Consider the following 20,182-nt stretch of genomic DNA (forward strand, 5'->3'; position numbering starts at 1 on the left):
TCAGTCGACGCCCATGATTTTGCGATAGGCCAGCATTTCAGTGAGATTTTCGGCCGCAGCCTGCAGGTGCTTGATGGCCTGGCGAATGTCCTGCGACGTTCCATCCAGAGCATCAGCCGGCAGCAGATCGTCAGCGTTCTCGATTGCCTGCGAGGCTTTCATGTGTCTGGAGCGCGCGCCCTGCGGCAGGATGACGTCCAAACTTTTGTACCGTTCGTTCATATCAGGCTTGCTCCTTTGACTGTGATGATGCCGTCCTGAACCAGCATCGCTTGGGTTTCGTGCGTTGCCGCCAGAATCCGCTGAAACATTTGGGCGCGGAGATCCGGGTCGGTATGAAGAGTGCGCCAGCCGGTCTGAACCCGGTCCCAAAGCGCATGGCAGGTCATGCACCCCGCGATGGCAGATAAGTCGGAGACCTTCGTGGACATGCCCTTGCCAAGGTTGCCGGAATGGCATCCGACCACTGTGCGCCGATCAGCGCAGCGCAACCCGACCAGCCCCGCGATCCGCATGGTGCAAGGCATCGGCAGGGATACGTGCCGGCCGGAAAATGTACCCCCGATGGCGTTCATCAAGTCTTCCGAACGGACCTTCGGAAGCATGTGCGGGCGGTACTCGTACTCGCTCACGCGAAGGCCTCCGCAGCGATGGTGATCGTCCGCACCTGTTCAATCGCCTCAATGGGGTCAATCAAACCGTCATCGTAGGTCGCGATGACACGCGCCAAGTCCCGTTCCATCGGCGACACGAGTTCGACGCTGCGGTGCCGGCCTGGGATGAAGCGGATCTTGCCCAAATTCTGCAACTGCGTGAGAATTGGACGGATCTGGCCGACGCTCTTCAAACCGATGCCTTTGGAAATATCGCGGTAGGCTGGGCTGTGGCCGTGCTTTTCGATGTATTCCCGGATGAAACGGAGGGCGAATTTCTGCTGCTCGGTCATCACTCAGAGTCCTCGCTGTGGTCGCTTTCGACGGAATCCCACCCGGCGAACCAGTTGGAGGCGGAAACGGGGTCTTTGGGGTAGGGGCAATCGCCGCGAGACAGACCACCTTCCCGAGCCTCGACACCGTTCTGGTAGGCCGGCGATTCCGTATCTACTTCGGGCTCTTCGACCTGCACATTCGTGCGGCTTTGATCGGCCTCTTGGGGGGTCTCGCCTTCCGTTTGGGCTTGATCTTCCTCGGTCGTCTCGGTCGCGGCGTGGCGCGCGTCCTCCGCCAGCTGAGCGAAAGCCCCACGCTTCGGCGTGACGTCGCGCATTGGCTCCATGCTTTCGACTTCATCAGCCGAATAGGCGCCCATCATCACGCTGGGTTTATGGCGCCTCACCCAACCGCGCGCAGCGTAATAGGTAAGCTGCTGATCGGGGTCCAAATGCCAGAGCGGTGAGTTCTTGACGGTGATTTCATCAAGGCGGGGGCTGACGTATTCGAAGCGGCGCCCCTTCAATTCGACCCATGCGATGCAGCGCCGATCTCCGACTGCCGCACGTTGCGCAACGACGTTGCCCTTGGAGCTCTTGGCCGGCTCGTTGGTAATGGTGAAATTGCCCTCGTACTCGTAATTCAGCTGAATGCCGGCACATGCTTCGAGAGCGGACACAAACACCTTCGCCTGATACCCGATGGGCCCGTTCTCCTTGGCCTGATAGGTCTCCATTGCCAGCGCGAAGGGATCGACCTTCCACTGTATCGCCCGCATAGTGACCGCCAGACAGATTGCAGGCTTGTGGCGCAGGTGCGGCGGCAGCATGACGTCAGCCTTCGACATCAGATCCGAAAACTGGACCAGTTCGCCAAGGTTCTCGAACTGATACGCGCCAAGGCCGGGGTCGATACTGGAGATGCCTTCAACCTCCTTGGCGACCTGAATGTTTGTGATCGACGTAGCTCTAGCCTCTTCGTTCATGGTGCAACTCCCGCAAAGTTCATTTCTTCGAGCAGCCGTTCGCGCTGCGCCTTGTTTCGCCGATAGGCTTCGACGTGTTCGCCGGGACCGGGCCAATCTCCACTGGCAATGCAGTTGCTGATGGTCTGGAGCGCGCGATTGTTTCGGAACTCACCAATGCGCAGATCCTCTTCCTCGATCTCGCGCAGGATGACGTGGTGAGGCTTCGCATCGCACTGGAACACCAGCCCCACCTGATCGGGCTTGTTTCTGGTCAATATTTCGAAGCCCATGGCAGCGAAGGCCATTTGCATGTCGTAGCCGTGCTGGGTAATCCGGCCATCGACCAGCCAGCCGTTGAACGGTCGACCTTGGGTGTTGACCTTCTTGTAGTCGGAGATCATGCCTGAGAAGGAAATCTGGTCAGGCCGAGCGAGGCACCAGATGCCTGTGCGGTCGTCCTGCCATGCCATTGTGATTTCAGGAATACCGCCAAGCGCAGCGCAGGCTGCGGGGTCCGCGGCCAAAGCCCGGCCCATACCTGCGATCATCTCCCACTCTTTTTCGGAAACCTTTTCCCTGGGATCTCTGTCGATGTCGTACCAGTATTCGACAGCGCGCGCCCCGGCAGGTGTCGGGTTGCCTTCCACATACCGGACGATCTGATCGAAGGTCGGGCGCTGAGGTGGCGCTTTCGGCCTTACGCTGCCTGACTTCGCCAGTTTCATCATTTCCGGGACGGACATGGAGGCTGGAGCAGAAGGGAGGATCCTTACAAATTCCTCCATGCCTTCGGGTCCGCGTTCGATGTATGCGGCCATGACCCTGCCAAGCCGAAACGCGGTCTTGTCATCCTCGACTTCGCGGTCGGGATTGTCCGGGTGCCGGAGCCAGAGATCGGCGGGGCTGTTCAGCTCGACTGTCCGCAGCACCGAGCTTGTCACGCTGTAGCCATCACAGGGCTGGTTGTGGTGTCTCTCCATCGGAATGTTGTAGAAACCGGGCTCGGTAATCAGTTCGTCAGGCTCGAGCGTCCTGATCTCGTGATCGAAGTGATCGCGCATTTGGGGTCTCCGTGTGGCGGTTTTGTTCTGACCCCTTATAGCGATAAACGATACTTTTCGACAAGCCTAAAAGTAGTGAAAAAGACTACAAAACCCGCAAACGGTGTAGCTTGCTGAAACGTAACGCAAAAAAGAACCCGCTCAGAGCGGGTGCGATTGCTTAAATTTTAGGGTGTTCAGACCTTGCGTCCGTACCAGAGAACCTTGCCAACGGGCGTGATGTCTTTGGTCGGCGCCTCGATCGGCGGGTAGATGTCGCGGTTGTCGGATAGGATGGTCACATGATCTTTGCGTCCAGATCTCCCGATCCGCTTGACGTGTAGAACGTCGTCAAACCGCAAGACGAACAAGCCGTCAAAAGCCAGGTTCGTTTTGCTCAAGTCGAGCAGCACCACGTCGTCGTCCAGGAGCGTTGGCTCCATGGAGTCGCCCTTGACGCTGATGATGGCCAAATCGCCCATCTGGCTACTGGTCAGCTTCTTAAGATACTCGGCAGGAAACGCGAGGCTGTGCGTGACCTCTTCCTCCAGCACGACGGAACCACCGCCTGCGCTGGCATCCACGGAGTAGACAGGTATCAGCGATTCGAGCGCCCGCGTATCTTCGGAAAATCCGGGGATCGTCGTTTGCGATTCTTGATCGCCGAAGAATTTCAGGACGGCCGGTATCTCTTCTGGCTGAACTCGACGGTCGCCACGCAAGACCTTCGACATCTTGTCATTGTCGATGCCCATAGCCTCAGCCAGGCGGGCCTGCTCGCCGCGCTTGCCCGTCATCCTCGCCTTGATCCAGTTGCTATCAATCACGTCCATTGCCTGACCTAAGCGAAAAGATCACCACCTGAATATGGTGAAATACGATACAAAATGCTTGACAGTTGTAGGGATTTTCGCAAGTTGAGGTGTCATGGAACCAGCAAACAGCATCATAAAAGCCTTTGGCGGCACGAAAGCCGTTTCCGATCTGACCGGGGTTCACTCCTCCCAGGTCTGGAAATGGACGCAGCCCAAAGAGCGCGGCGGTACGGACGGGCTTATTCCAATGAAGCGCTCGGTCGTTCTGTTGCGAGAGGCGAAGCGTCTGAATATCGAGATCACGCCAAATGATTTCTTTCCAGATGACGAAGCCGAAGAAGAGTTGAAGGCGGCGGCACAATGACCGCCGCCTTTCGAACCCCCTCAAGTTTTGAACCTGTTTCATCTTCACATGTGAAACATGGAGACAAAGCCTTGAAAAATCTTGCAAGAACTGGCCGGGATCAGGCCGAAGCCTCCCGTAAATGGTTTGCCGCCCTTTTGTGGCGTGCCTTCCCGACGCATTCCGAGGCCGATTTGGCCCTGCGTGCAGCCCGGGTCCTGGACGTGTCACCGCGTCAGGTCACCAATTGGTTGCGCTGCAACAACGACGCGAGCCTGCGCTACGTGATGGCCGTCATGGCGATCGCAGGGGCTGAGGTCGTGTTCGACAAGATCGAGGGCCGGAGATGAGGCTGTTCGATTATCTCCGCGCACGCTTTTACGAGGCGCGCGCGGAGCGTGCCTTCAAGGCCTACATCCGACTGAAAACCAAGGCGGAAAAATATTTCAGACGCCTTGGGATGTGACTGCTTGCCTTCGGGCAGAGCCGGTCACCCGACTTCCACCATCGGCATAAGGAGAAACATCATGCCCAAGGACGACAAGACCATCGGCGACAACTCGCAACTTGAGGTCGACTATGCAGATCTCGAAACATTCATTTCAGACATGGAGAACAAGCAGAAGGCCATATCTGAAGCAACCGGCTCTCTGCGATCTCATTTGAAGTCGGTTCTGGCTGACACGGGTTGGCACAAACGGGCAGCCGGCATGATCCGCGAGATCAACGCCATGAGCGAGACGACGCGTGCCGATTTTCTGCGCACCTTCGAGCCGATGTTTGATGTGATGCTGTCGAAGAAATGGCGTGACGAAGCGCAGGACATCTTCTCCGATACCACCAAAACTGAGCCTGCGAAGTGAGCTTCTCCAGCCAACACAATACTGGTGAAACGCTTTTGACCCCAAAAGACCTGCGCAGGTTGTTGCTTTGCGACCCTGACGCAGGGACTTTATCTTGGCTGCCTCGTCCTCTTGAAATGTTTAAGAGCACAGGCGCAGGCAAGGCGTGGAACACAAAATACGCAGGTTGCGAAGCTCTGTATTCCATTGATGGCAATGGATACCGAAAGGGTTACATCTTTGCGCGTCCCTTTAAGGCCCACAGAGTAGTTTGGGCGTGGGTTCACGGGTGTTGGCCGGATACCGACGTCGATCACCGCAATGGAAATCCAGGTGATAACCGCCTCTCCAATTTGAGGCTCGCAACCAAATCTCAGAACCTGAGCAATCGGGGGCCCCAGATAAACAATACCTCTGGGTTTAAGGGGGTATATCGGCGAGGTGCCAAGTACCGAGCCATCATCACTCATAACGGCGTTCAGGTTCACATCGGCACGTTCGAAAGCAAGATCGATGCTGCGCGTGCCTACAATGAATGTGCCATTCGAATGAACGGAGAATTTGCTGTTCTGAACGTCCTCGAAGGGCGTGAACATTGAAGGTCCTGGCGTTCGATATGGGTCGCGTCACTGGCGTTGCGTTCGGCGAAGTTAGGGGGATTCCTGTTTGCCACACTGAGATCATCGGTGAGCCAGGCGACCCACAAGATGTCCGCTTTTGTCAGGCACTAAGAATGACCGCGCGACTGATCGACAAGTGGAGGCCTGATGCCGTGGTGATCGAAAAGGGGATTGCCGCTGGTGTCGCTGGAAAGGAAGCCCGCGTGCAGCAGGCCTTCGGTTACCGTGGCTGCATTTTCGGGGTGGCCCGGATGAAGGGCGTCAAGGTTGCTGAATATTCCGTCGGTGACATTCGTGAATATCTGATCGGTGAGCGCAGCCTGCGCACCGACATGGCTAAACCGCGGGTCTTCGAGGCCTGCAAGCGCCTCGGATGGAAGGTTGCCAACTTCGATGAAAGCGATGCGGCGGCGGCTTGGCACTTGGGCCGCGTGCGTCTGTTCGGGGTCTCGATGGTCCCAGGCCTATTCGGTGATGAACTTCATGCCAGAGATCAATAGCCTAGCCCAGAAAGACCTGTCGTCTTGCACGAGCAGCCCCGAAGCCGAGCAGCAGTTGCTGGGGGCTTTGCTGACGAACAACGAGACCTATTCCAGAGTTCTGGGGGTCATCGACACGTCGGACTTCTACGACCCGGTTCACCAGCGGATTTTCGACAAGATCAAGGAGCGGATCGACGCCGGTCAGCTGGCGTCTCCGGTGACCTTGAAAGCCGCGATGCAAAACGATGAAGGCCTGGCTGAGCTGGGCGGACCGAAGTATCTCGTGCGTCTTGCCGGGGCTGCCATCAGTTCGTTTGCAGTTGTCGATTACGCTTCGATTATTTCGGACCTGTCGGCCAAGCGACAGATGCTTGCGTCGTTTGATGATGCCCGACTGCGGATCGAAGGCGGGGATGCCGCTGCGGCAATTGCAACCGACGTCGAAACCGCCGCGGGGGGCCTTCTGAACAAGACCAGCGTGAAGCCCCTGATCCGGTCCCACCTGAGCGCCATCATCGGCGCCGTGCAGCAGATCAATGATGCCTACCAGGGTGTGAGCCCGCCTGGCGTTCCGACCGGCCTCGGTCGGCTGGATGCCGCCATTGGCACGATGCGCGGCGGCGACATGATCCTGATCGGGGCCAGGCCTTCGATGGGTAAGACCACGTTGGCCCAGAACTTCATTTTCAACGCGGCCGAGGCCGGGACCGGGGTGTTCTTTCCGTCGTTGGAAATGAACGCGGAAGCGGTCGCCACGCGGTTCCTGTCCTTGGGGCTTGCGCGGCGGAAGGCGACGATCCCTTACAATCGGATGCTCAAGGGTGACTTGAGCGAGGCCGAAATGCGCGCCCTTGTCGAAGAGAGCAAGCGGCAGGAGTCCTTGCCGATCTACATGGGTGAGCGCGATGTGCGCGAGGTGTCCCGGCTACGAGCGGCGGCGAAGCGCGCGAAACAGCGCATGGACGATAGCGCCTGTCCGTTGGGCCTGATTGTCCTCGATTACCTGCAGCTGATCCAGTCATCCCGAGCAAAGTCCACCTACGACCGCGTGTCCGAGGCGTCCGACCTCTGCAAGAGCCTTGCGACCGAGATGAACGTGCCGGTCGTGGCCCTGGCCCAGCTGAGCCGACAGGTCGAACAGCGGGATCCTCCCACGCCGATGCTGGCTGATCTCAGGGAGTCCGGGAAGCTGGAAGAAGACGCTGATGTCGTGATGTTCACCTATCGCGAGGCCTATTACCTTGAGCGGCGCCTGAACAACCTCGGCGGCGGTGATGTCGAGAAGGAAGCCGACCTGCGCGCAGCGCTAGAGCGTTGCCACGACAAGATGGACGTGATCATCGCCAAGCAGCGTTCTGGCCCCCTGAAAACCGTTCCCCTTTATGTCGATCTGGCGACGTCGAACGTCTACGACGACCGGTCCCATGTCGCGGATGGACTGATATGAGCCAAGCCCCATCAATGCCGATGTTCTGGGATGCTTACATCGCAGATACGACCCACCTGAGTACCGAGGAACACGGTGCCTATCTGCTGCTGATTGCAGCGATGTGGCGGCGCAATGGATGGGTGCCAGACGATGACCGTGACAATGCCCGGATCACCGGATTGTCGGCGGCAAAATGGAAGCGCACCAAGGCCAGGATCGCGCCCATGTTGATCTTCGAACGCGACGAGATTTCGCAGAAAAAGGTCTTGGAAATTTGGCAAAACACGCAAGAAAAAATCGACAAGAACCGGAAAAACGGTGCCAAGGGCGGAAGGCCTGTATTGTCGAAAAACAAAGACTTAGCAAAAGCCAATGGTTTTGAAAACGAAAACCCAATCGAAACCATACCAGAACCAGAACCAGAACCATTAGGAAAAGAAGAACCTAACGGTTCTTCAAAAAAGACCGATCCTGAAATCCTTCCGGCAATATCTGATCCAAAGACGACCACAAGGTCGAACCCACGCGGGACACGTCTCGCCGACGATTGGCACCTGCCGAAAGAATGGGGCGATTGGGCTGTCTCTGAGGGATGGGCGGTCGATGCCATCCGAGAAGAAGCCGCAAAGTTCAAAGATTACTGGATTGCGAAACCCGGCGCACCCGGTCGGAAATCCGACTGGAAAGCGACCTGGCGGAACTGGATGCGCAACAGCAAAACACCAAAGATGGAGGCCGTCGATGGCAACGGAAATATCACACCCCACAACCCTCGGCGCGGCCCGGCTGGCGGTAACGTCCATCAGGCACAAGCAGACGCATTTCTTGACGCGGCCCTTCGCCGACGAAACTGAAGCCGCACAGGCAAAGGCGGTTCTGGGAGTGGCGAGTGAACCCGCCTGTGATCGGACCGTTGCGAAGCGCGTCGTGTCACTGCTGAACCATTATTTCGTCAGCCCATTGCCAGCGGGGCAGGCCGCCGATGTCGCCAACGACTGGCTGGAAATTATCGGCAACCCTCCGGAGTGGGCATTGCACGATGCCTGCATTTGGTGGATCGGCCCGAACAACCCGAACTGCGCAAGGAAACCTCTACCTGGGCAGATTGCTGCGCGCATCAAGACCGAGATGGAACCTATTCGCACCGCTGAGATCGCCCTGCAGAGGCACGAGAACGGTCAAACCCCGCTGCGGGTGGCTGCAGAATGACGGTAATTGTTCTCATTGGCGACGTTATGGATCGCCTGCGCGAAATTCCTGACGAGACTTTTGATTGCGTGGTCACGTCGCCGCCCTATTGGGGACTTCGCGACTATGGTGTTGAAGGCCAGATCGGTTTGGAACCCACGCTGGCTGAGCACTTGGATGTGATGTTGACCGTCTTTGCTGAGATCCATCGCGTTCTCAAGGACACAGGTACGCTCTGGGTCAACTATGGCGATTGCTATGCGACCACGCCGAACGGAAGAAGTGCTGCCGACACAAAGGCTGCCGGAGGTGATGACCGGACGTTCCGCGACAAACCTTTCTCCACGGTGGGTCCAATCTTTTCACCTGATCATGAAGCCCAGGATCGGCGCGGGCGGACAAATAACAAGGGCTCCAATGGGCAGGCTGCACATAAAGGCCGTGTAATTTCTGGCGGCTATCTCAAACCCAAAGACCTGTGCATGGTGCCGAACCGTTTCGCCATCGCAATGCAGGAATGGGGCTGGTGGGTCCGGTCTGAAATCATTTGGGCCAAGCCGAACCCGATGCCGGAAAGCATCCGCGACCGGCCTGCAACCGCGCATGAGAAGGTTTTCATGTTCACGAAGGCGCCCCGGTATTTCTACGACGCGGGGGAGGTGAGACAGGGCGCGGCAGAGTCGTCTTTGAAACGCCATTCGCAAGATGTCGACAGTCAGGTTGGATCCGACCGCGCCCACGCTGGCGGCAAGACCAATGGGACCATGAAGGCGGTAGGCGGTCCAAAGAAGGACAAGCAGCGCGGCCACTCCCGCCGTCACGCCGGTTTCAACGAGCGTTGGGACCAGATGGAGAAGGCCGAGCAAATCGAAAACGGCCGCAATCTTCGCAACTATGAGCCAGCCCCGGTCCAGGTCTGGAAGATCGCCACCAAGCCATTCAAAGACGCGCACTTTGCGACCTTTCCTCCCGAACTGGTTGAGCGTTGCCTCGCTGCCGGGTGCCCGCCTGGTGGTGCCGTCCTCGACCCTTTCGGCGGCGCAGGCACAACCGGGCTGGTGGCCGACCGGATGCAAATGGACGCCACCCTGATCGAACTGAACCCTGACTATGCGCACCTCGCACTCCAAAGGATCGAGCGCGACCAAGGTGTTCAAAAAGATGAGCAAGGGAAAATCATTCAAGGGTCGCTACTATGACGGACATCATCACAACCGCAGAGCGGGCCCTGATCGACCAACATATCGAGAAACAAGGCGTCACCAAATGCGCGAACGGCGCGACCTGGCATCCTGGGTATGAGTGGGACGGAAAACACCTCGTTTCGAAAGATGTCGAGAAGACCAGATGGGCCGGTAGCGCAGCCTCGAAAGGTCGATCCGAGAGGGTTCAGAAACGGCGCGCTGCGGTCGCGAAACACTATAACGCTGGCATGACCGCGGAAGAGATTTCCTCTCTTCTCAACGTCAAGATCCACCAGGTCTATGCCGATGCGTCCTCGCAGGGGCTGCATTTCTCCCGCTCGGAAACTCACATGAAAAATGGAGGCGCTGACGAACTCGCAAGGGTCAAAGCGGCCTTCACGAATGACATCAGCGGAGCAGAGCTGGCGCGGCGACTTGGCATTTCCGAACGGTCCGTTGTTCGTCACCTGAAGGCGTTGGGCCTCCAGACGAAAGCCATGAAGAGGGCCAACGGGTGACCGCCGTGAGTGATCAGTTAGATCGGATTTCAACGCTGGAGGAATTGGAGGGCTTCGCTCAGATGCTGTTCAACCCACCGCCCGGTGTTGTCGTCAAACCCTACACGGAACAGGACAGGCACAGGATTGCGAACATGAAAATCGAATTTCAGAAGGGGGCAGCGAAGTGAAAAACCATGAGATGAAATTTCAAGAGCGCATAGAAAATGGGGTCCGCCGCCTGTATGCCGTTTCGTTTTGGCCGAAACAAATCCGCGTCGATCCGGCTGTTGCTTCGGATGCCCTCTATTTCTCCGAAGATGTTCTGCATATCAACTGCGCGAATGGCTCTGCGCAGTATCGTCGGGTCAAGGTCGAGGATGGAATCTGGATCGGGTATCTCACCTATGCGCGTGGTGATCATCCAGTCTATCCAGGTTGGGGGCCGACGGAATGAGGGGCCAAGCGCGCATCAGCCCAATTTACCGATCGGCAATGCCCGATACCCCGCCGACTGATTGGGAGGTCTGGAGCCGGATCGAAAGACTTCGCCGCCGCGCTTGGCTCGAAACCGGCGTCGTCGCGATTTTACCTGCGGATCTGCCGGAACCGCTGCGCAGTCAGATCCAAGCATGGGCGGAGGAACAATATGGCCCTCGATAAGCGTCAGTTGTCGGTTCGTATGGCGCTGGAGTGGGCGTTCATGACCGAGTGTGCCCAGCTGGATCTCAACGACGGGAAGGCCGAACACGTCAAGGCGATCGGCACAGAATACGTCCTGATGCAGCGCATGAAGCTGGGTGGGATTCGGATTGACGGCGGTGGGCGGAGTTTCCCGCACCGTGATGCTGATCTGATCGCGGCTGGATTGACGAGGCTTGCCATGATGCCCGGCCGGATCCGCCTGGCCATCTCGGTGGCAGAGCATGCCCGCGCCGGGCGGGTGCCAGACTGGATGCCGGGTGCTGTCGCAAAGATGGAACCTGCCGAATGGATGCCCCGGCGCGGTTTCGCGATGAAGCCGATGGGCAAGAGCGTGGTGATCCGCCGGTACAATCGGTATGTCGAGACGCCACACCCGAAAAACCCGAAACACAAGATCCGTCGGCGCGTGAAGGTGGAGGAAAGCTGGTGCCCCTGCGTCTGGTCGCTCCATCCGCAGGAGATCCGGACAGCCAGGGCGGATTACACGAGATGGGTGGTCGCGCTGGAATGGCTTCGTGAATATCTGCGCACGTCGGTCGACCTGGATACGATCGAGATTACCGACCACCTGCCTCCGCATCGACCTTGGGCAAAACCGAACCCTTCGGGCGAAACCCCTCTCGAAACCAAATCATGGCGATGATCGCTGTCGGGTGAGGCCCGTAGCCATTGTCATCTTCCCACTTCTTGATGGCGTCGAAGCTGACGTTCAGCTCTCGGCTCAGTTCCTTTCTGGACAGCCCGAACGCCAGCCGCGCCTCGCGAAACTCTGCGGGTGTCATCTTGATCTGGGTGAAGGCCATTTTTTTCTCCGGTGGGGCGCCTGGAAGGGGTCGTGGGGCGCGTTGTCTGATATTTGGGGGGTAGGGTGGTCGGACGGGTGAGACCTATACCCCTTCGTTCTGTATTCGCCAACGTCGTTCCCGTTCGGGCCAATAATGAGCGCGGGCCCATGTGACGTTTGCATGAGCAACAGCATGGGCGCCAGCCGATACCCTCCCTGTGTCGCCACAGTTGTTGCAAGGGACGTTTGCGGGGCCGGAGAACTTCCGGTTTGCCTCTTCGCGTCGAAGGGCGCAGGCGGGGCAGGCGGTGCCGTTTTCGTGCAGGGCTGGATCCATCAGAACAGGCTCAACTGCTTGGCGCCGGTGCGGGGATCGTCGCGCTCGCATCCGGGGATGACAGTCTGCTCACCGGCTTCGGTCATCTCAGTTCTGAGGGGCGCGCGATCCGGTATCCGAAAGGGGCCAACCATTGCGCCGGGCTGCGCCTTGGCTACGATCTGAGCGATCATCTGATCCTGACGCTCCTGCGGTACACCTTCGGCGGTCCAGCTGGCGCGCAGTTCCTTTTCTGGGTCGGTCATGGTCCGTCCTTTACTGTGATTTAAAATCAGGGACGCGAGGCCCCCAGATAAATGCGTCGATCATCTGGCCCGGTTCAATACCTGCAACGTAGACCCGCCACTGATCTTCGCCCGTGCCGTTGTTGTCTGATACTTGGACAACCTCATAATTCACCGAAGCCCAATCTTCACCTTCCGGCATCCTGCGCGGGTGAACTAGCTTGGCCCAATAAAAGCCCTCTTCGGTTGGAGTTGGGTGCGGCATCTTAGGTGTCCTTTCTGTTGAAGAGGTCAGGCCCGAATGTCGGCCACTGACCTTTGAAGTGCGCTGGCGGTCCGACGTCGTTGGGGTCGATCCCGTCGGCCTCCATCTGCGCGATCGCTTCGGCCTGTTTGGCGTCGTGGTCCGCCCAGCACTCTGCGTGTTTTTCCGGCCCCCATTGCGCCCAAGTATCCTCTCTGGGGCATCGCAACTCGAAAGCCAGGCTATTGCGCCATTGATTGATGTAACTCGGCCACCACGGCACCAGCTTGCCGCCCATCCCATTGCCGTCTTTAGGTGGCGCGGCGATGTATCGGCGGATTGCCTCGCGGATTTGGTCAATTTCATCTGGGGATCCACCGCCAGTTGCGAAGGACCGAAAACCCGTCTCCGACCAGAACAGGCTGCCGGGACCGTTGACCACATATGTCGACCAGCCGAAGCCGAATTTGATCACGCAGGGCGTGCCGTCCACGTCGATCTCCACTGGATCCGGCTGTCCTTCCTCGATCGCAAGAACGCTGCCGCCGTAGGCCCGCGTTTCCACGTCCCGCGTGACCGGCGGGACGTAGGGGCGCGGCGCTGGCTTGGGCTCGAGGATCCCGAACATATCCAGCTGAAACGACATCAGTTGATCCGCTCGCAGAGTGCGTCGATCTCTTCGACGGTGAGGGGGTCCAGCGTGCCGTCGTCGGTCGCAATGTCCCGTTGGTGATAGGGGAGGCCGTCGACCAGATCCCTTGTACCGTCGCCCAAGCCTGACCTTTGCCAAAAGCGCAGCGCGGCAAGCATCGTGGCGTGTTCGCGGTATGAGAGCGTGACCGACGTGTCGCCGACGATCCTGAAGTCATTCTCGGCCGACATTGCCGTGACGTCCTTGGCCCGTTTCAGGATTTCCTTGTTTTCCATCTGGACCAGAGAGAGGACGACTTCACCCTCCGACGTCGCGAAGGATCCTTCTGACCCGTCTGCCAAGCGGTAGTTCCATTTCGGCGGGGTGCCATAGTCGGCCGAAATGTCCCAAATATACGCGACGTCGATTTCGGAAAGCGCCTCGACCACTTCATCCGGCATTTGGCCGTAGGCCATTTCCGGAAACGAAAAGCTGTTGGCGTCGATCTCGTCAGTGAAGGGCGCGCAAACCTTCGACAGTGCGTCGTATGCGTCCTGCGTCGGTCGCCCGTAGACGGTCAGTTGGCAATGCGTCCGATCAGGCATTTGCAATCTCCCTTCCCATCTTGCCGCCACGCTCGACCCATCCGCGCACTTTGTCCGACGATCCCCAGCTGTCCTGCGGCCACTCCTGGGCGAGATGGGCAAAATACGTCGGGATGATGCAGGTGTTCACCGCATCGGCGCGGCGCTCGGCCAGTTCCTTTTCGCCTGCGAGAACCGACAGGAGGAAGCTGCCCGGCTTGATACCCAGCAACAGGTATCGGACCAGCCCCGGCTGCATATGGGTCGGGATCCGCTGGAGCAGCGTGTCGGTGGTGCCGCCGGCGTGTTCGATGAAGCAGGCAACCGGATCGGCTTCGATCTCTTCGGAAAGGGTGGAACGATCTAGCATGTGATTTTCTCCTTTGGTTGGAATTTAGATGTGAATTTTAGGTGTCTTCGGTCAGGCCCCCATGGCTTTCCCATGAAGGTTTTTTTTGGCTTTTGAGTACGCAATTGCCGCTTTTTCAGCGGTGTCAAATGTTCCGAGATTGATTTTCTTACCTGCGAGCTTGATGTCGGCGCGAAACTTATTCCTGCTCTTTTGGACCCCAGCAAATCCTGTGGCATTTGGAGCGGAATATTCAGAATTCAGAGCGTTCCCGGAAGACGAGATTGGCCTTAGGTTTTTCCACCGGTTGTCGCTTTTTATGCGGTTCTTGTGATCAACGAGTTTTGGAACCGGCTTTCCCATATAGGCAAAGGCGAGCCTATGGAGTTTGTAACGCAGTCCCTTGAACTGAATTACCAAATAGCCGTCCTTATCTAATGAACCGGCAATTTGACCTGCTGGCACCCTGCCGTTTACACGAACCTTCCAAGTAAAAATTCCGGTATCTGGATTGTACGCCAGTGCTTTTTTCAGGAGATTTAGGTTTTTCATATTTTGCCCCATTTATTCTCAGCCCTCGCCTTGATCGTCTTTGAGGCGCTTGGCCTCGCGGTAGGTGCCAACAGCGCCGAACAGGATCATGGCAAAGCCCACGATGGCGAACACGTTGCCGCCGTGCAGCATGATGAAATCTAGGGCGATGGTTTTCACGGGTTTCTCTCCAAAATTGGTCGGGCTTCATTGCCCTATGGGATAAACATAGCGATTATCGCTACATTGTACACCAAAAAAGAAATGTGGGGCCGAAAATAGTAAACGGCCCCAAGCTCTTATGACGGCTTTCTGAGATGTAGCGTTACCGTCTGGATCATGGTTCCGCTCGCCTTGAAGGATTCCGGCGGCAGATCGCGGAACGGCCCGGCCCATCCCAGATCGTTGTGATCCCAAGCCCATTTGCGGAAGGCGTTGTGCTTCCGGCTCTCGTTGACCTGGGCGGAAGCTGGGAGGATAGCGATCAGCATACCGCCCGGTGCCAGAAACTCGAAGGCGTGCCTGACGTGATCCATGTAGTGCGTGCCGTAGAACGGCGGGTTCATCAGGACGAACTCATATTTCGCCTGCGGCGTGACCTTCAGAAAATTGGCCTGAGCAATCCGCAACGTGCCTTCGGCAGCCATGCGGCCGGCTCGGCTTTTCATCACGGCGCAGTGGTCAGGGTTGACCTCGATCGCTGTGACATGCGCGCCCTTCTCGGCGGCGTGTAGGGCAATGGCGCCCTGTCCAGCCGACGGCTCCAGCACCTTGCGCCCCTTCAGATCAATGTTCTTGAAACTGCACCCATAGATCATTTGTTCCACTACCTCGGGCGGGGTCGGGTAGAATTGCAGGTCTTTGGATAGCTCGGTCGATTTGTTGAACAGGTCAGCTTCGCCGTCGCCCTCGTCGTAGGCGTCTGCCAGAACCTCGCCGTAATGCTCGGCCAAGATCAGGTTGGCCTTCTTCACCAGATCGTCACGGGTGAACCAGAGGTGCGCATTGCCGTTCTTGAAGCCGTCGATCCTGAAATATGCGGTTTCGGTCTGTGACTGCTGTGGCCCGTAGTGGCCGCGCCGGTCACGGTCGACCGCGGCGCGGAGTGCATTTGAGCCTTCGGGATTTTTGTCATCGAGGACGGCCAGCACCCGCTCGACGTCGGCAATCGTGTCCCATGTGCTGCCGTAATTGGTGCTGCCGCTCATGTCACTGAATGCCCGGTCGATGATGATGCGGCTGCCGATCCTGAACCCGTCATGGCTCTTGAAGCGCCGATCCAGCTTGGCAAAGCAGTTAACCAGTCCACGCCGGAAAATCATATCGGTGTCGCCGTGAAGGGTCTGGAGGGTGGCGCGCACGTTGTCGGCTGTTGCCTCGGGCACGTCGGACCTGATGGAATCGTTCAACTCCTTGAGCCCTTCCGCATCCATCATCTTGCGGATTCCCATCTGGTTCAGCAGGTGGTTCCAGATCCGGCGGTCGATGTGCTTCCGGTAGGCTTCGAGCGATTTTTCCAGATCGAAGGCGGCGCTGGGGAACAGGGCTCCAAAAGCACCGTCGTCGCCGGGCCGACCGGATGGTGCCTGGCCGACATATGAGATTGAGGCAAGCCGGTTGGCCTCGGTCCCGATCTCGTATGCCGCAGCCAAGGCTTCGGCGCTTTCGCGCATTTTCGCCAAGGCGAGGTCGCGGTGCTTGCACAGGTGTTCGATGGAACTGCGGGGGATAAGCTGCGTGTGAGCGTTCATACTTCTCTCCAAAAAGGCGGGGCTTCATTGCCCTGTATGCTATTTGTAGAGATTTTCACTACTTTTGGACAGTGGAAAATGAAAAACCCTGCAAGTTTATTGGCTTGCAGGGTCTCAAGTGTTGGAGAACGTCTGGTTTCGATCAGGCTGCCGCAGCCTTCGACTCCTGGATCAACTCGAGCGCCCCCAAATAGTAAAGGCATGCCTCAATCTCTTCCGGTGTCAGATTTCCGCATGCGCGGTGATCACGAATGGATTGGTTCAAACCGATGGCGAAGATCACATGGCCATGGGTCGGACCCATGCCGTATGGCGCGTCGATGTACTGCCCGTGCCAGCGGTCATAACTCTTTGTGCCGACATATTCGCGCCAGAGGAACCGCCCGCTGTCTGATGTCAGTACGGAGATGGCCTTATTCACGGTGAAGTGCCGATCATCGCCCGCTTCCTTGAAAGAGCCCCGCACGTATATCACCTGCTCGGCCAGTTTGATCTTCTCGAGATCCAGGGCGGATCCGGCCATGCTGATCGCCTCGCGGCAAGCACGGCGCTGCGCTGTGAGGTCTTTCAGCGTCTTGTCTCTGGCTTCCTCCTCCGCCTTGATCTGGGCGGTCAGCCTTGCGGCCTCTTTATGCAGTTCGGTCAAGCTGGTCATGTGATCTCCTTTTCTGATCCCGGAATTTTATCTTGTCGGCGACGTCCATCGAGCCGACCTCTTGGTTGCAGGGCTCGCAAGCGAGGGCGAGGTTCGCGATGACGTTGCTGCCGCCGTGGACGATCGACAGCAGATGTTCGAGGGTGGGCGGGTTCTGGAGGCTGAACGGATCGCCGCAGAAGAAACAGGCGTCACCGTCGCGTTCGCGGAGCCGCGCAACTTTCGCCTCGGTCTTGCTGCGCTTGTGCCTGACGTTCATCGGCCAAGCCTTACCCTCCAGGAACGCAGCCCATGCGCGCCGGGCCGCGCTGTCAGAGAACGACAAGCCGCCCTTTTTGTTGACGTATAGGACAAAGGTGCCGCCCTTGTGCTTGATCCGGGCGATCTCGTATTCATTGGTGAGCGGAACGCTCTCGCCTCCCTGACCTTCGGCCCAACCGATGAAGCGCTTGATCTTGGCTTCTGACACACTCATTCGATCACCTCAAAATCATCATCCAGATTTCTTGCGGGGCGAACCAGCGGCGCAGGCCTGTACTTCGGCAGCCGGTGGTTGTCACGAGCCTGCTTGTCGCGGGGATTGGCAATCAGGTGCGCCCTCCGACCGGTCAGCTGGTGCTTGTCCCGAAGGTGCGCCTGCATTGCTTTGGCACCGGTGGTCTGCTTGCCGCAGATGGTGCAGGTGACGATGGCGGGGTTCTGTTTGCTCATGCCAGCGCCCCCGGAAACCCGTTGTGTTCGATCCCGTCCAGCAGGCGACCGGCGCGCTTCTTGCCGACTTTGATGGATGGCCAGCCGGGCCCACCATTTTCGTTTGCCGAGCCTATACCGCCGCCAGTCTTGCCATTCGGCCAGACCGTCAGATCCTCTGGTAGAATTGGCAGGCACCGATCACGCGGCATCCACTCGCCCCACTGCTTGAATAGGAACGGCGTGCCAGCAGCCGCGCACTGGTCGCGCAATGACCGCACCCAATCGGGGTGCATCGGGCGCGCGTGCGGGCCGCTTTCGCCGCCGACGATGATCCAGTCGACGCCATCAAGGATTAAGCCACCTATATCTTGGCGCTCAAAACCATCGGTTCCTACATGGGTAGAAGCACCGGGCAGGTATGGCGCTGAGCCAAACCATTCTTTGAGGTCCACCGGCCCCAGCAGCGGTTCCATGCTCAAACCTACCCAAGGGATCCCCAGCCGCGCTTTCAGGTCCAGCAGCTTCGGAATGTCCCGGTTTGCCTCGGCCTGGTTTACGACCGTGATCATCAGGCCGACGTGGGCGGGCCATCCGGCCTCAAACCAACTGTCCGGCACCATCTTTTCGACGTTGCCAACGCGCTTGGTCAGCAATTGGACACGGACGTTTTCGGCCAGCGCAATTTCGCGAAATGCCTCGGCTCGCCATGCTGGGTTAACCGCGTTGTCGAACACGTCCGACAGGCTGGAACAGAAGACGCGCGGCCAGTGGCTGTGCGCCTCGTGGAACGTCGGCGCATCCCGGTTGATCTTTCGCAGCTTAGCGATCCCGCCTTTGACCTTGCGGCGCGGTGCGCCCGGCCCCCAATGCGATCCGCCGGTGAACCGCACATCGCGCGCCTCGGCATAGCAGTGGTCGCAACCTGGTCCGACCTTCTGACAGCCCTCCCAGAAATTGACCGTGAAGTCCGTCCATTCGATTTTGGTCTGGTTGGTCATGCGGTGTCTCCTTTCAGGTGAGCGCAGTTGGCGGCGACCAGCGCGGCCGCGACGGGCGGGTAGGGGTCAAGTGCCTCAAACATGACACCCCCTTTCCTCGGCCGCCTCGGTGGTGAAATGACCGGTCCCGCGATCGACGCAGGCCTGGAAGTCCAACCCATGCGCCGCGCAGTAATGCATGGCGTGGGCCAGAAGGTCAGAAACGGCTGTCTCCGGGCCGTCGGCATACGGTGCGTGGTCGACGCCGGTCAGAGCGTGAAACAGGTCCAATTGCAGCGAAAACTCGGCCACACGGTCGTCGTTGGTCCGTTCAGCATTCGGCTGTGCTTTCGCCTTTTGGGCCAGCTGGAGTAAGGCGAGCCCGAAGGCCTCTGCGGACGCCGATGACAGAACCAACAGATGGGAGTCCACGCAGGCATGAACTGCGTTCCAGCTGTGATGGGCTGTCAACGCGGTGCCGTCTCCGCTGTCACAGTAAACCTCGGTTTTGGGATGGGTCATGCCTTTTGCCCCCGCTCGATCTGGTTGACGTGAAAGGTGATTGTGTCGGCAAGCGCCCGCGCTTCCTCGATCGTCAGCTCGGCCACTCCGAGGTTGACCATCACCGAGATCCGTCCAATTCCGTCTGCCTTGAAAGTCCCGGGCGTTGCGTAAACACCCACCTCGTCTCCGTCCTCGGTCTTGGGGAAATAGGCTCCGGCCACGCAGGGCTTTCCGATACGGGTCTGATAGGCATTCGTCTGAATTGTGAAAGGTGGCGTTTTCATTGGCCGTCCTCCGCATGATCAGCGGCCATTTCAGCGCGGGTCTCTTCATCATGGCCCCACATATCGTGGGCGAAATCAACGTTACCCGCGCTGAAATCCACCAGATTTCCCCAACGGTATGTTGCCGTACCGCAATTGGATCCAATGTCCTCGTCAGCAAACTCGACGCGGATCTCTTCATCAGGGAAACGTCCAGACAGAGCCTCGAATACTTCCTTTGGACTGCTCCAGGCCGTTTGGAACGTGACATCAGTTTCTGTCCGATTGATCGCGTATGCGTTCCATTTGACGCCCCATTTTTCGATCGACCAATCGTACCAACTGGAGAACCCGATCTGCTGTAAGACCTGAATTTCTTCATCCGTGAAGGCGCGCTTAACTTGATCTCGAAACGGCGCTTCTGGGTTCTCGATGAACCAGTTCTTATGTTTGACGCCATCGAAATCGCGAGAACCGGAAGCTGTGTGCTTGAGGATTTTCGGCATTGGTATCAGCGCGTTGAAATCGACGTCACCATTGCCTTTTAGGGCGTCGAGGATTTCAGGGCTGGCAGTCAGGCGGTTGATCACATGGTTGGGCATAGGTTTTCCTTT

The 20,182-nt window shown here is 58.2% G+C and carries 35 protein-coding genes; 13 read left to right on the top strand and 22 right to left on the bottom strand.

Annotated features, from left to right (window positions below; all coding sequences use genetic code 11):
* The 6 genes from A8B82_RS09465 to A8B82_RS09490 form a co-directional block, all read right to left on the bottom strand.
* Window positions 1–222: a hypothetical protein gene (locus A8B82_RS09465; RefSeq protein WP_067291289.1), complete on the bottom strand. Its 222-nt coding sequence runs from the start codon at window positions 220–222 to the stop codon at window positions 1–3.
* Window positions 219–632, bottom strand: coding sequence for a DUF1364 domain-containing protein (locus A8B82_RS09470; protein ID WP_138069727.1), 414 nt, complete (start codon window positions 630–632; stop codon window positions 219–221). Before A8B82_RS09470 ends, A8B82_RS09465 begins: the two co-directional genes overlap by 4 nt.
* Window positions 629–946 carry a LexA family protein gene (locus A8B82_RS09475; RefSeq protein ID WP_067291295.1) on the bottom strand — a complete coding sequence of 106 codons (318 nt, stop codon included), beginning with the start codon at window positions 944–946 and terminating at the stop codon, window positions 629–631. The genes A8B82_RS09470 and A8B82_RS09475 overlap by 4 nt, the downstream gene beginning before the upstream one ends.
* The gene (locus A8B82_RS09480; protein WP_067291296.1) at window positions 946–1,914 is read right to left on the bottom strand and encodes a ribosome modulation factor; all 969 of its coding nucleotides are present in this window, start codon (window positions 1,912–1,914) and stop codon (window positions 946–948) included. Before A8B82_RS09480 ends, A8B82_RS09475 begins: the two co-directional genes overlap by 1 nt.
* On the bottom strand, window positions 1,911–2,957 hold the full coding sequence (locus tag A8B82_RS09485) for a PD-(D/E)XK nuclease-like domain-containing protein (RefSeq protein WP_067291299.1): 1,047 nt from the start codon (window positions 2,955–2,957) through the stop codon (window positions 1,911–1,913). The genes A8B82_RS09480 and A8B82_RS09485 overlap by 4 nt, the downstream gene beginning before the upstream one ends.
* Before the next feature lie 176 nt (window positions 2,958–3,133).
* On the bottom strand, window positions 3,134–3,769 hold the full coding sequence (locus A8B82_RS09490) for a LexA family transcriptional regulator (protein ID WP_067291301.1): 636 nt from the start codon (window positions 3,767–3,769) through the stop codon (window positions 3,134–3,136).
* A gap of 94 nt (window positions 3,770–3,863) precedes the next feature.
* Between A8B82_RS09490 and A8B82_RS09495 the strand changes: the two genes are divergently transcribed.
* From A8B82_RS09495 to A8B82_RS09550, 13 genes are all read left to right on the top strand, one after another.
* A complete protein-coding gene (locus A8B82_RS09495) occupies window positions 3,864–4,115 on the top strand; it encodes a hypothetical protein (protein WP_067291304.1) in 252 nt (83 codons plus the stop codon).
* Complete coding sequence (locus A8B82_RS09500) at window positions 4,112–4,444, top strand: hypothetical protein (protein ID WP_443069334.1); 333 nt, start codon at window positions 4,112–4,114, stop codon at window positions 4,442–4,444. Before A8B82_RS09495 ends, A8B82_RS09500 begins: the two co-directional genes overlap by 4 nt.
* Before the next feature lie 177 nt (window positions 4,445–4,621).
* The gene (locus A8B82_RS09505) at window positions 4,622–4,957 is read left to right on the top strand and encodes a hypothetical protein (RefSeq protein ID WP_067291306.1); all 336 of its coding nucleotides are present in this window, start codon (window positions 4,622–4,624) and stop codon (window positions 4,955–4,957) included.
* Between the two features lie 116 nt (window positions 4,958–5,073).
* A complete protein-coding gene (locus A8B82_RS24785; protein WP_082899218.1) occupies window positions 5,074–5,535 on the top strand; it encodes an HNH endonuclease in 462 nt (153 codons plus the stop codon).
* Window positions 5,536–5,669: 134 nt separating this feature from the next.
* Window positions 5,670–6,056: a hypothetical protein gene (locus tag A8B82_RS09515; protein WP_067291310.1), complete on the top strand. Its 387-nt coding sequence runs from the start codon at window positions 5,670–5,672 to the stop codon at window positions 6,054–6,056.
* The gene (locus A8B82_RS09520) at window positions 6,031–7,485 is read left to right on the top strand and encodes a DnaB-like helicase C-terminal domain-containing protein (protein WP_235604656.1); all 1,455 of its coding nucleotides are present in this window, start codon (window positions 6,031–6,033) and stop codon (window positions 7,483–7,485) included. Before A8B82_RS09515 ends, A8B82_RS09520 begins: the two co-directional genes overlap by 26 nt.
* Complete coding sequence (locus tag A8B82_RS09525; protein ID WP_082899220.1) at window positions 7,482–8,321, top strand: DUF1376 domain-containing protein; 840 nt, start codon at window positions 7,482–7,484, stop codon at window positions 8,319–8,321. The genes A8B82_RS09520 and A8B82_RS09525 overlap by 4 nt, the downstream gene beginning before the upstream one ends.
* Complete coding sequence (locus A8B82_RS09530; protein ID WP_067291317.1) at window positions 8,293–8,676, top strand: hypothetical protein; 384 nt, start codon at window positions 8,293–8,295, stop codon at window positions 8,674–8,676. Before A8B82_RS09525 ends, A8B82_RS09530 begins: the two co-directional genes overlap by 29 nt.
* Window positions 8,673–9,854 carry a DNA-methyltransferase gene (locus A8B82_RS09535; protein WP_067291321.1) on the top strand — a complete coding sequence of 394 codons (1,182 nt, stop codon included), beginning with the start codon at window positions 8,673–8,675 and terminating at the stop codon, window positions 9,852–9,854. The genes A8B82_RS09530 and A8B82_RS09535 overlap by 4 nt, the downstream gene beginning before the upstream one ends.
* Window positions 9,851–10,357, top strand: coding sequence for a helix-turn-helix domain-containing protein (locus A8B82_RS09540; RefSeq protein WP_067291324.1), 507 nt, complete (start codon window positions 9,851–9,853; stop codon window positions 10,355–10,357). Before A8B82_RS09535 ends, A8B82_RS09540 begins: the two co-directional genes overlap by 4 nt.
* 5 nt (window positions 10,358–10,362) lie before the next feature.
* A complete protein-coding gene (locus A8B82_RS24175; protein WP_161489441.1) occupies window positions 10,363–10,527 on the top strand; it encodes a hypothetical protein in 165 nt (54 codons plus the stop codon).
* Window positions 10,524–10,793, top strand: a complete 270-nt coding sequence (locus tag A8B82_RS09545; protein ID WP_067291325.1) for a hypothetical protein — start codon at window positions 10,524–10,526, stop codon at window positions 10,791–10,793. Before A8B82_RS24175 ends, A8B82_RS09545 begins: the two co-directional genes overlap by 4 nt.
* 192 nt (window positions 10,794–10,985) lie before the next feature.
* A complete protein-coding gene (locus tag A8B82_RS09550) occupies window positions 10,986–11,684 on the top strand; it encodes a hypothetical protein (RefSeq protein WP_067291327.1) in 699 nt (232 codons plus the stop codon).
* Here the strand turns inward: A8B82_RS09550 and A8B82_RS24790 are convergent.
* From A8B82_RS24790 to A8B82_RS09620, 16 genes are all read right to left on the bottom strand, one after another.
* On the bottom strand, window positions 11,599–11,844 hold the full coding sequence (locus A8B82_RS24790) for a helix-turn-helix domain-containing protein (RefSeq protein ID WP_443069335.1): 246 nt from the start codon (window positions 11,842–11,844) through the stop codon (window positions 11,599–11,601). The two genes, A8B82_RS09550 and A8B82_RS24790, sit on opposite strands and share 86 nt — an antisense overlap.
* A 317-nt stretch (window positions 11,845–12,161) precedes the next feature.
* The gene (locus tag A8B82_RS09555) at window positions 12,162–12,407 is read right to left on the bottom strand and encodes a hypothetical protein (RefSeq protein ID WP_067291328.1); all 246 of its coding nucleotides are present in this window, start codon (window positions 12,405–12,407) and stop codon (window positions 12,162–12,164) included.
* Window positions 12,408–12,417: 10 nt separating this feature from the next.
* Window positions 12,418–12,651 carry a hypothetical protein gene (locus tag A8B82_RS09560; RefSeq protein ID WP_067291331.1) on the bottom strand — a complete coding sequence of 78 codons (234 nt, stop codon included), beginning with the start codon at window positions 12,649–12,651 and terminating at the stop codon, window positions 12,418–12,420.
* 1 nt (window position 12,652) lies between these two features.
* Entirely contained in the window at window positions 12,653–13,276 is a 624-nt protein-coding gene (locus tag A8B82_RS09565; RefSeq protein ID WP_067291332.1) for a hypothetical protein, read from the bottom strand.
* Window positions 13,276–13,866 (bottom strand): hypothetical protein, encoded by a 591-nt coding sequence (locus A8B82_RS24415; protein ID WP_067291334.1) that lies wholly within the window; start codon window positions 13,864–13,866, stop codon window positions 13,276–13,278. Before A8B82_RS24415 ends, A8B82_RS09565 begins: the two co-directional genes overlap by 1 nt.
* Complete coding sequence (locus tag A8B82_RS09575; RefSeq protein ID WP_067291335.1) at window positions 13,859–14,215, bottom strand: hypothetical protein; 357 nt, start codon at window positions 14,213–14,215, stop codon at window positions 13,859–13,861. The genes A8B82_RS24415 and A8B82_RS09575 overlap by 8 nt, the downstream gene beginning before the upstream one ends.
* A gap of 51 nt (window positions 14,216–14,266) precedes the next feature.
* Entirely contained in the window at window positions 14,267–14,746 is a 480-nt protein-coding gene (locus A8B82_RS09580) for an HNH endonuclease (RefSeq protein WP_067291337.1), read from the bottom strand.
* Window positions 14,747–14,764: 18 nt separating this feature from the next.
* Window positions 14,765–14,905 (bottom strand): hypothetical protein, encoded by a 141-nt coding sequence (locus A8B82_RS24180; RefSeq protein ID WP_161489442.1) that lies wholly within the window; start codon window positions 14,903–14,905, stop codon window positions 14,765–14,767.
* A gap of 119 nt (window positions 14,906–15,024) precedes the next feature.
* Window positions 15,025–16,398: a DUF4942 domain-containing protein gene (locus A8B82_RS09585; protein ID WP_161489443.1), complete on the bottom strand. Its 1,374-nt coding sequence runs from the start codon at window positions 16,396–16,398 to the stop codon at window positions 15,025–15,027.
* Between the two features lie 220 nt (window positions 16,399–16,618).
* Window positions 16,619–17,131 carry a hypothetical protein gene (locus A8B82_RS09590; protein ID WP_067291340.1) on the bottom strand — a complete coding sequence of 171 codons (513 nt, stop codon included), beginning with the start codon at window positions 17,129–17,131 and terminating at the stop codon, window positions 16,619–16,621.
* On the bottom strand, window positions 17,106–17,600 hold the full coding sequence (locus A8B82_RS09595; protein ID WP_161489444.1) for an HNH endonuclease: 495 nt from the start codon (window positions 17,598–17,600) through the stop codon (window positions 17,106–17,108). Before A8B82_RS09595 ends, A8B82_RS09590 begins: the two co-directional genes overlap by 26 nt.
* Before the next feature lie 2 nt (window positions 17,601–17,602).
* Window positions 17,603–17,842 (bottom strand): hypothetical protein, encoded by a 240-nt coding sequence (locus tag A8B82_RS09600; protein ID WP_067291344.1) that lies wholly within the window; start codon window positions 17,840–17,842, stop codon window positions 17,603–17,605.
* Complete coding sequence (locus A8B82_RS09605) at window positions 17,839–18,822, bottom strand: phage Gp37/Gp68 family protein (RefSeq protein WP_067291346.1); 984 nt, start codon at window positions 18,820–18,822, stop codon at window positions 17,839–17,841. Before A8B82_RS09605 ends, A8B82_RS09600 begins: the two co-directional genes overlap by 4 nt.
* A gap of 75 nt (window positions 18,823–18,897) precedes the next feature.
* On the bottom strand, window positions 18,898–19,323 hold the full coding sequence (locus tag A8B82_RS09610; RefSeq protein ID WP_067291349.1) for a hypothetical protein: 426 nt from the start codon (window positions 19,321–19,323) through the stop codon (window positions 18,898–18,900).
* Window positions 19,320–19,589 (bottom strand): hypothetical protein, encoded by a 270-nt coding sequence (locus A8B82_RS09615; protein ID WP_067291352.1) that lies wholly within the window; start codon window positions 19,587–19,589, stop codon window positions 19,320–19,322. The genes A8B82_RS09610 and A8B82_RS09615 overlap by 4 nt, the downstream gene beginning before the upstream one ends.
* Window positions 19,586–20,170: a hypothetical protein gene (locus A8B82_RS09620; RefSeq protein WP_067291353.1), complete on the bottom strand. Its 585-nt coding sequence runs from the start codon at window positions 20,168–20,170 to the stop codon at window positions 19,586–19,588. Before A8B82_RS09620 ends, A8B82_RS09615 begins: the two co-directional genes overlap by 4 nt.
* Window positions 20,171–20,182 lie beyond the last annotated feature (12 nt).

This window comes from Sulfitobacter sp. EhC04 (assembly GCF_001650875.1).
GTDB lineage: Bacteria > Pseudomonadota > Alphaproteobacteria > Rhodobacterales > Rhodobacteraceae > Sulfitobacter.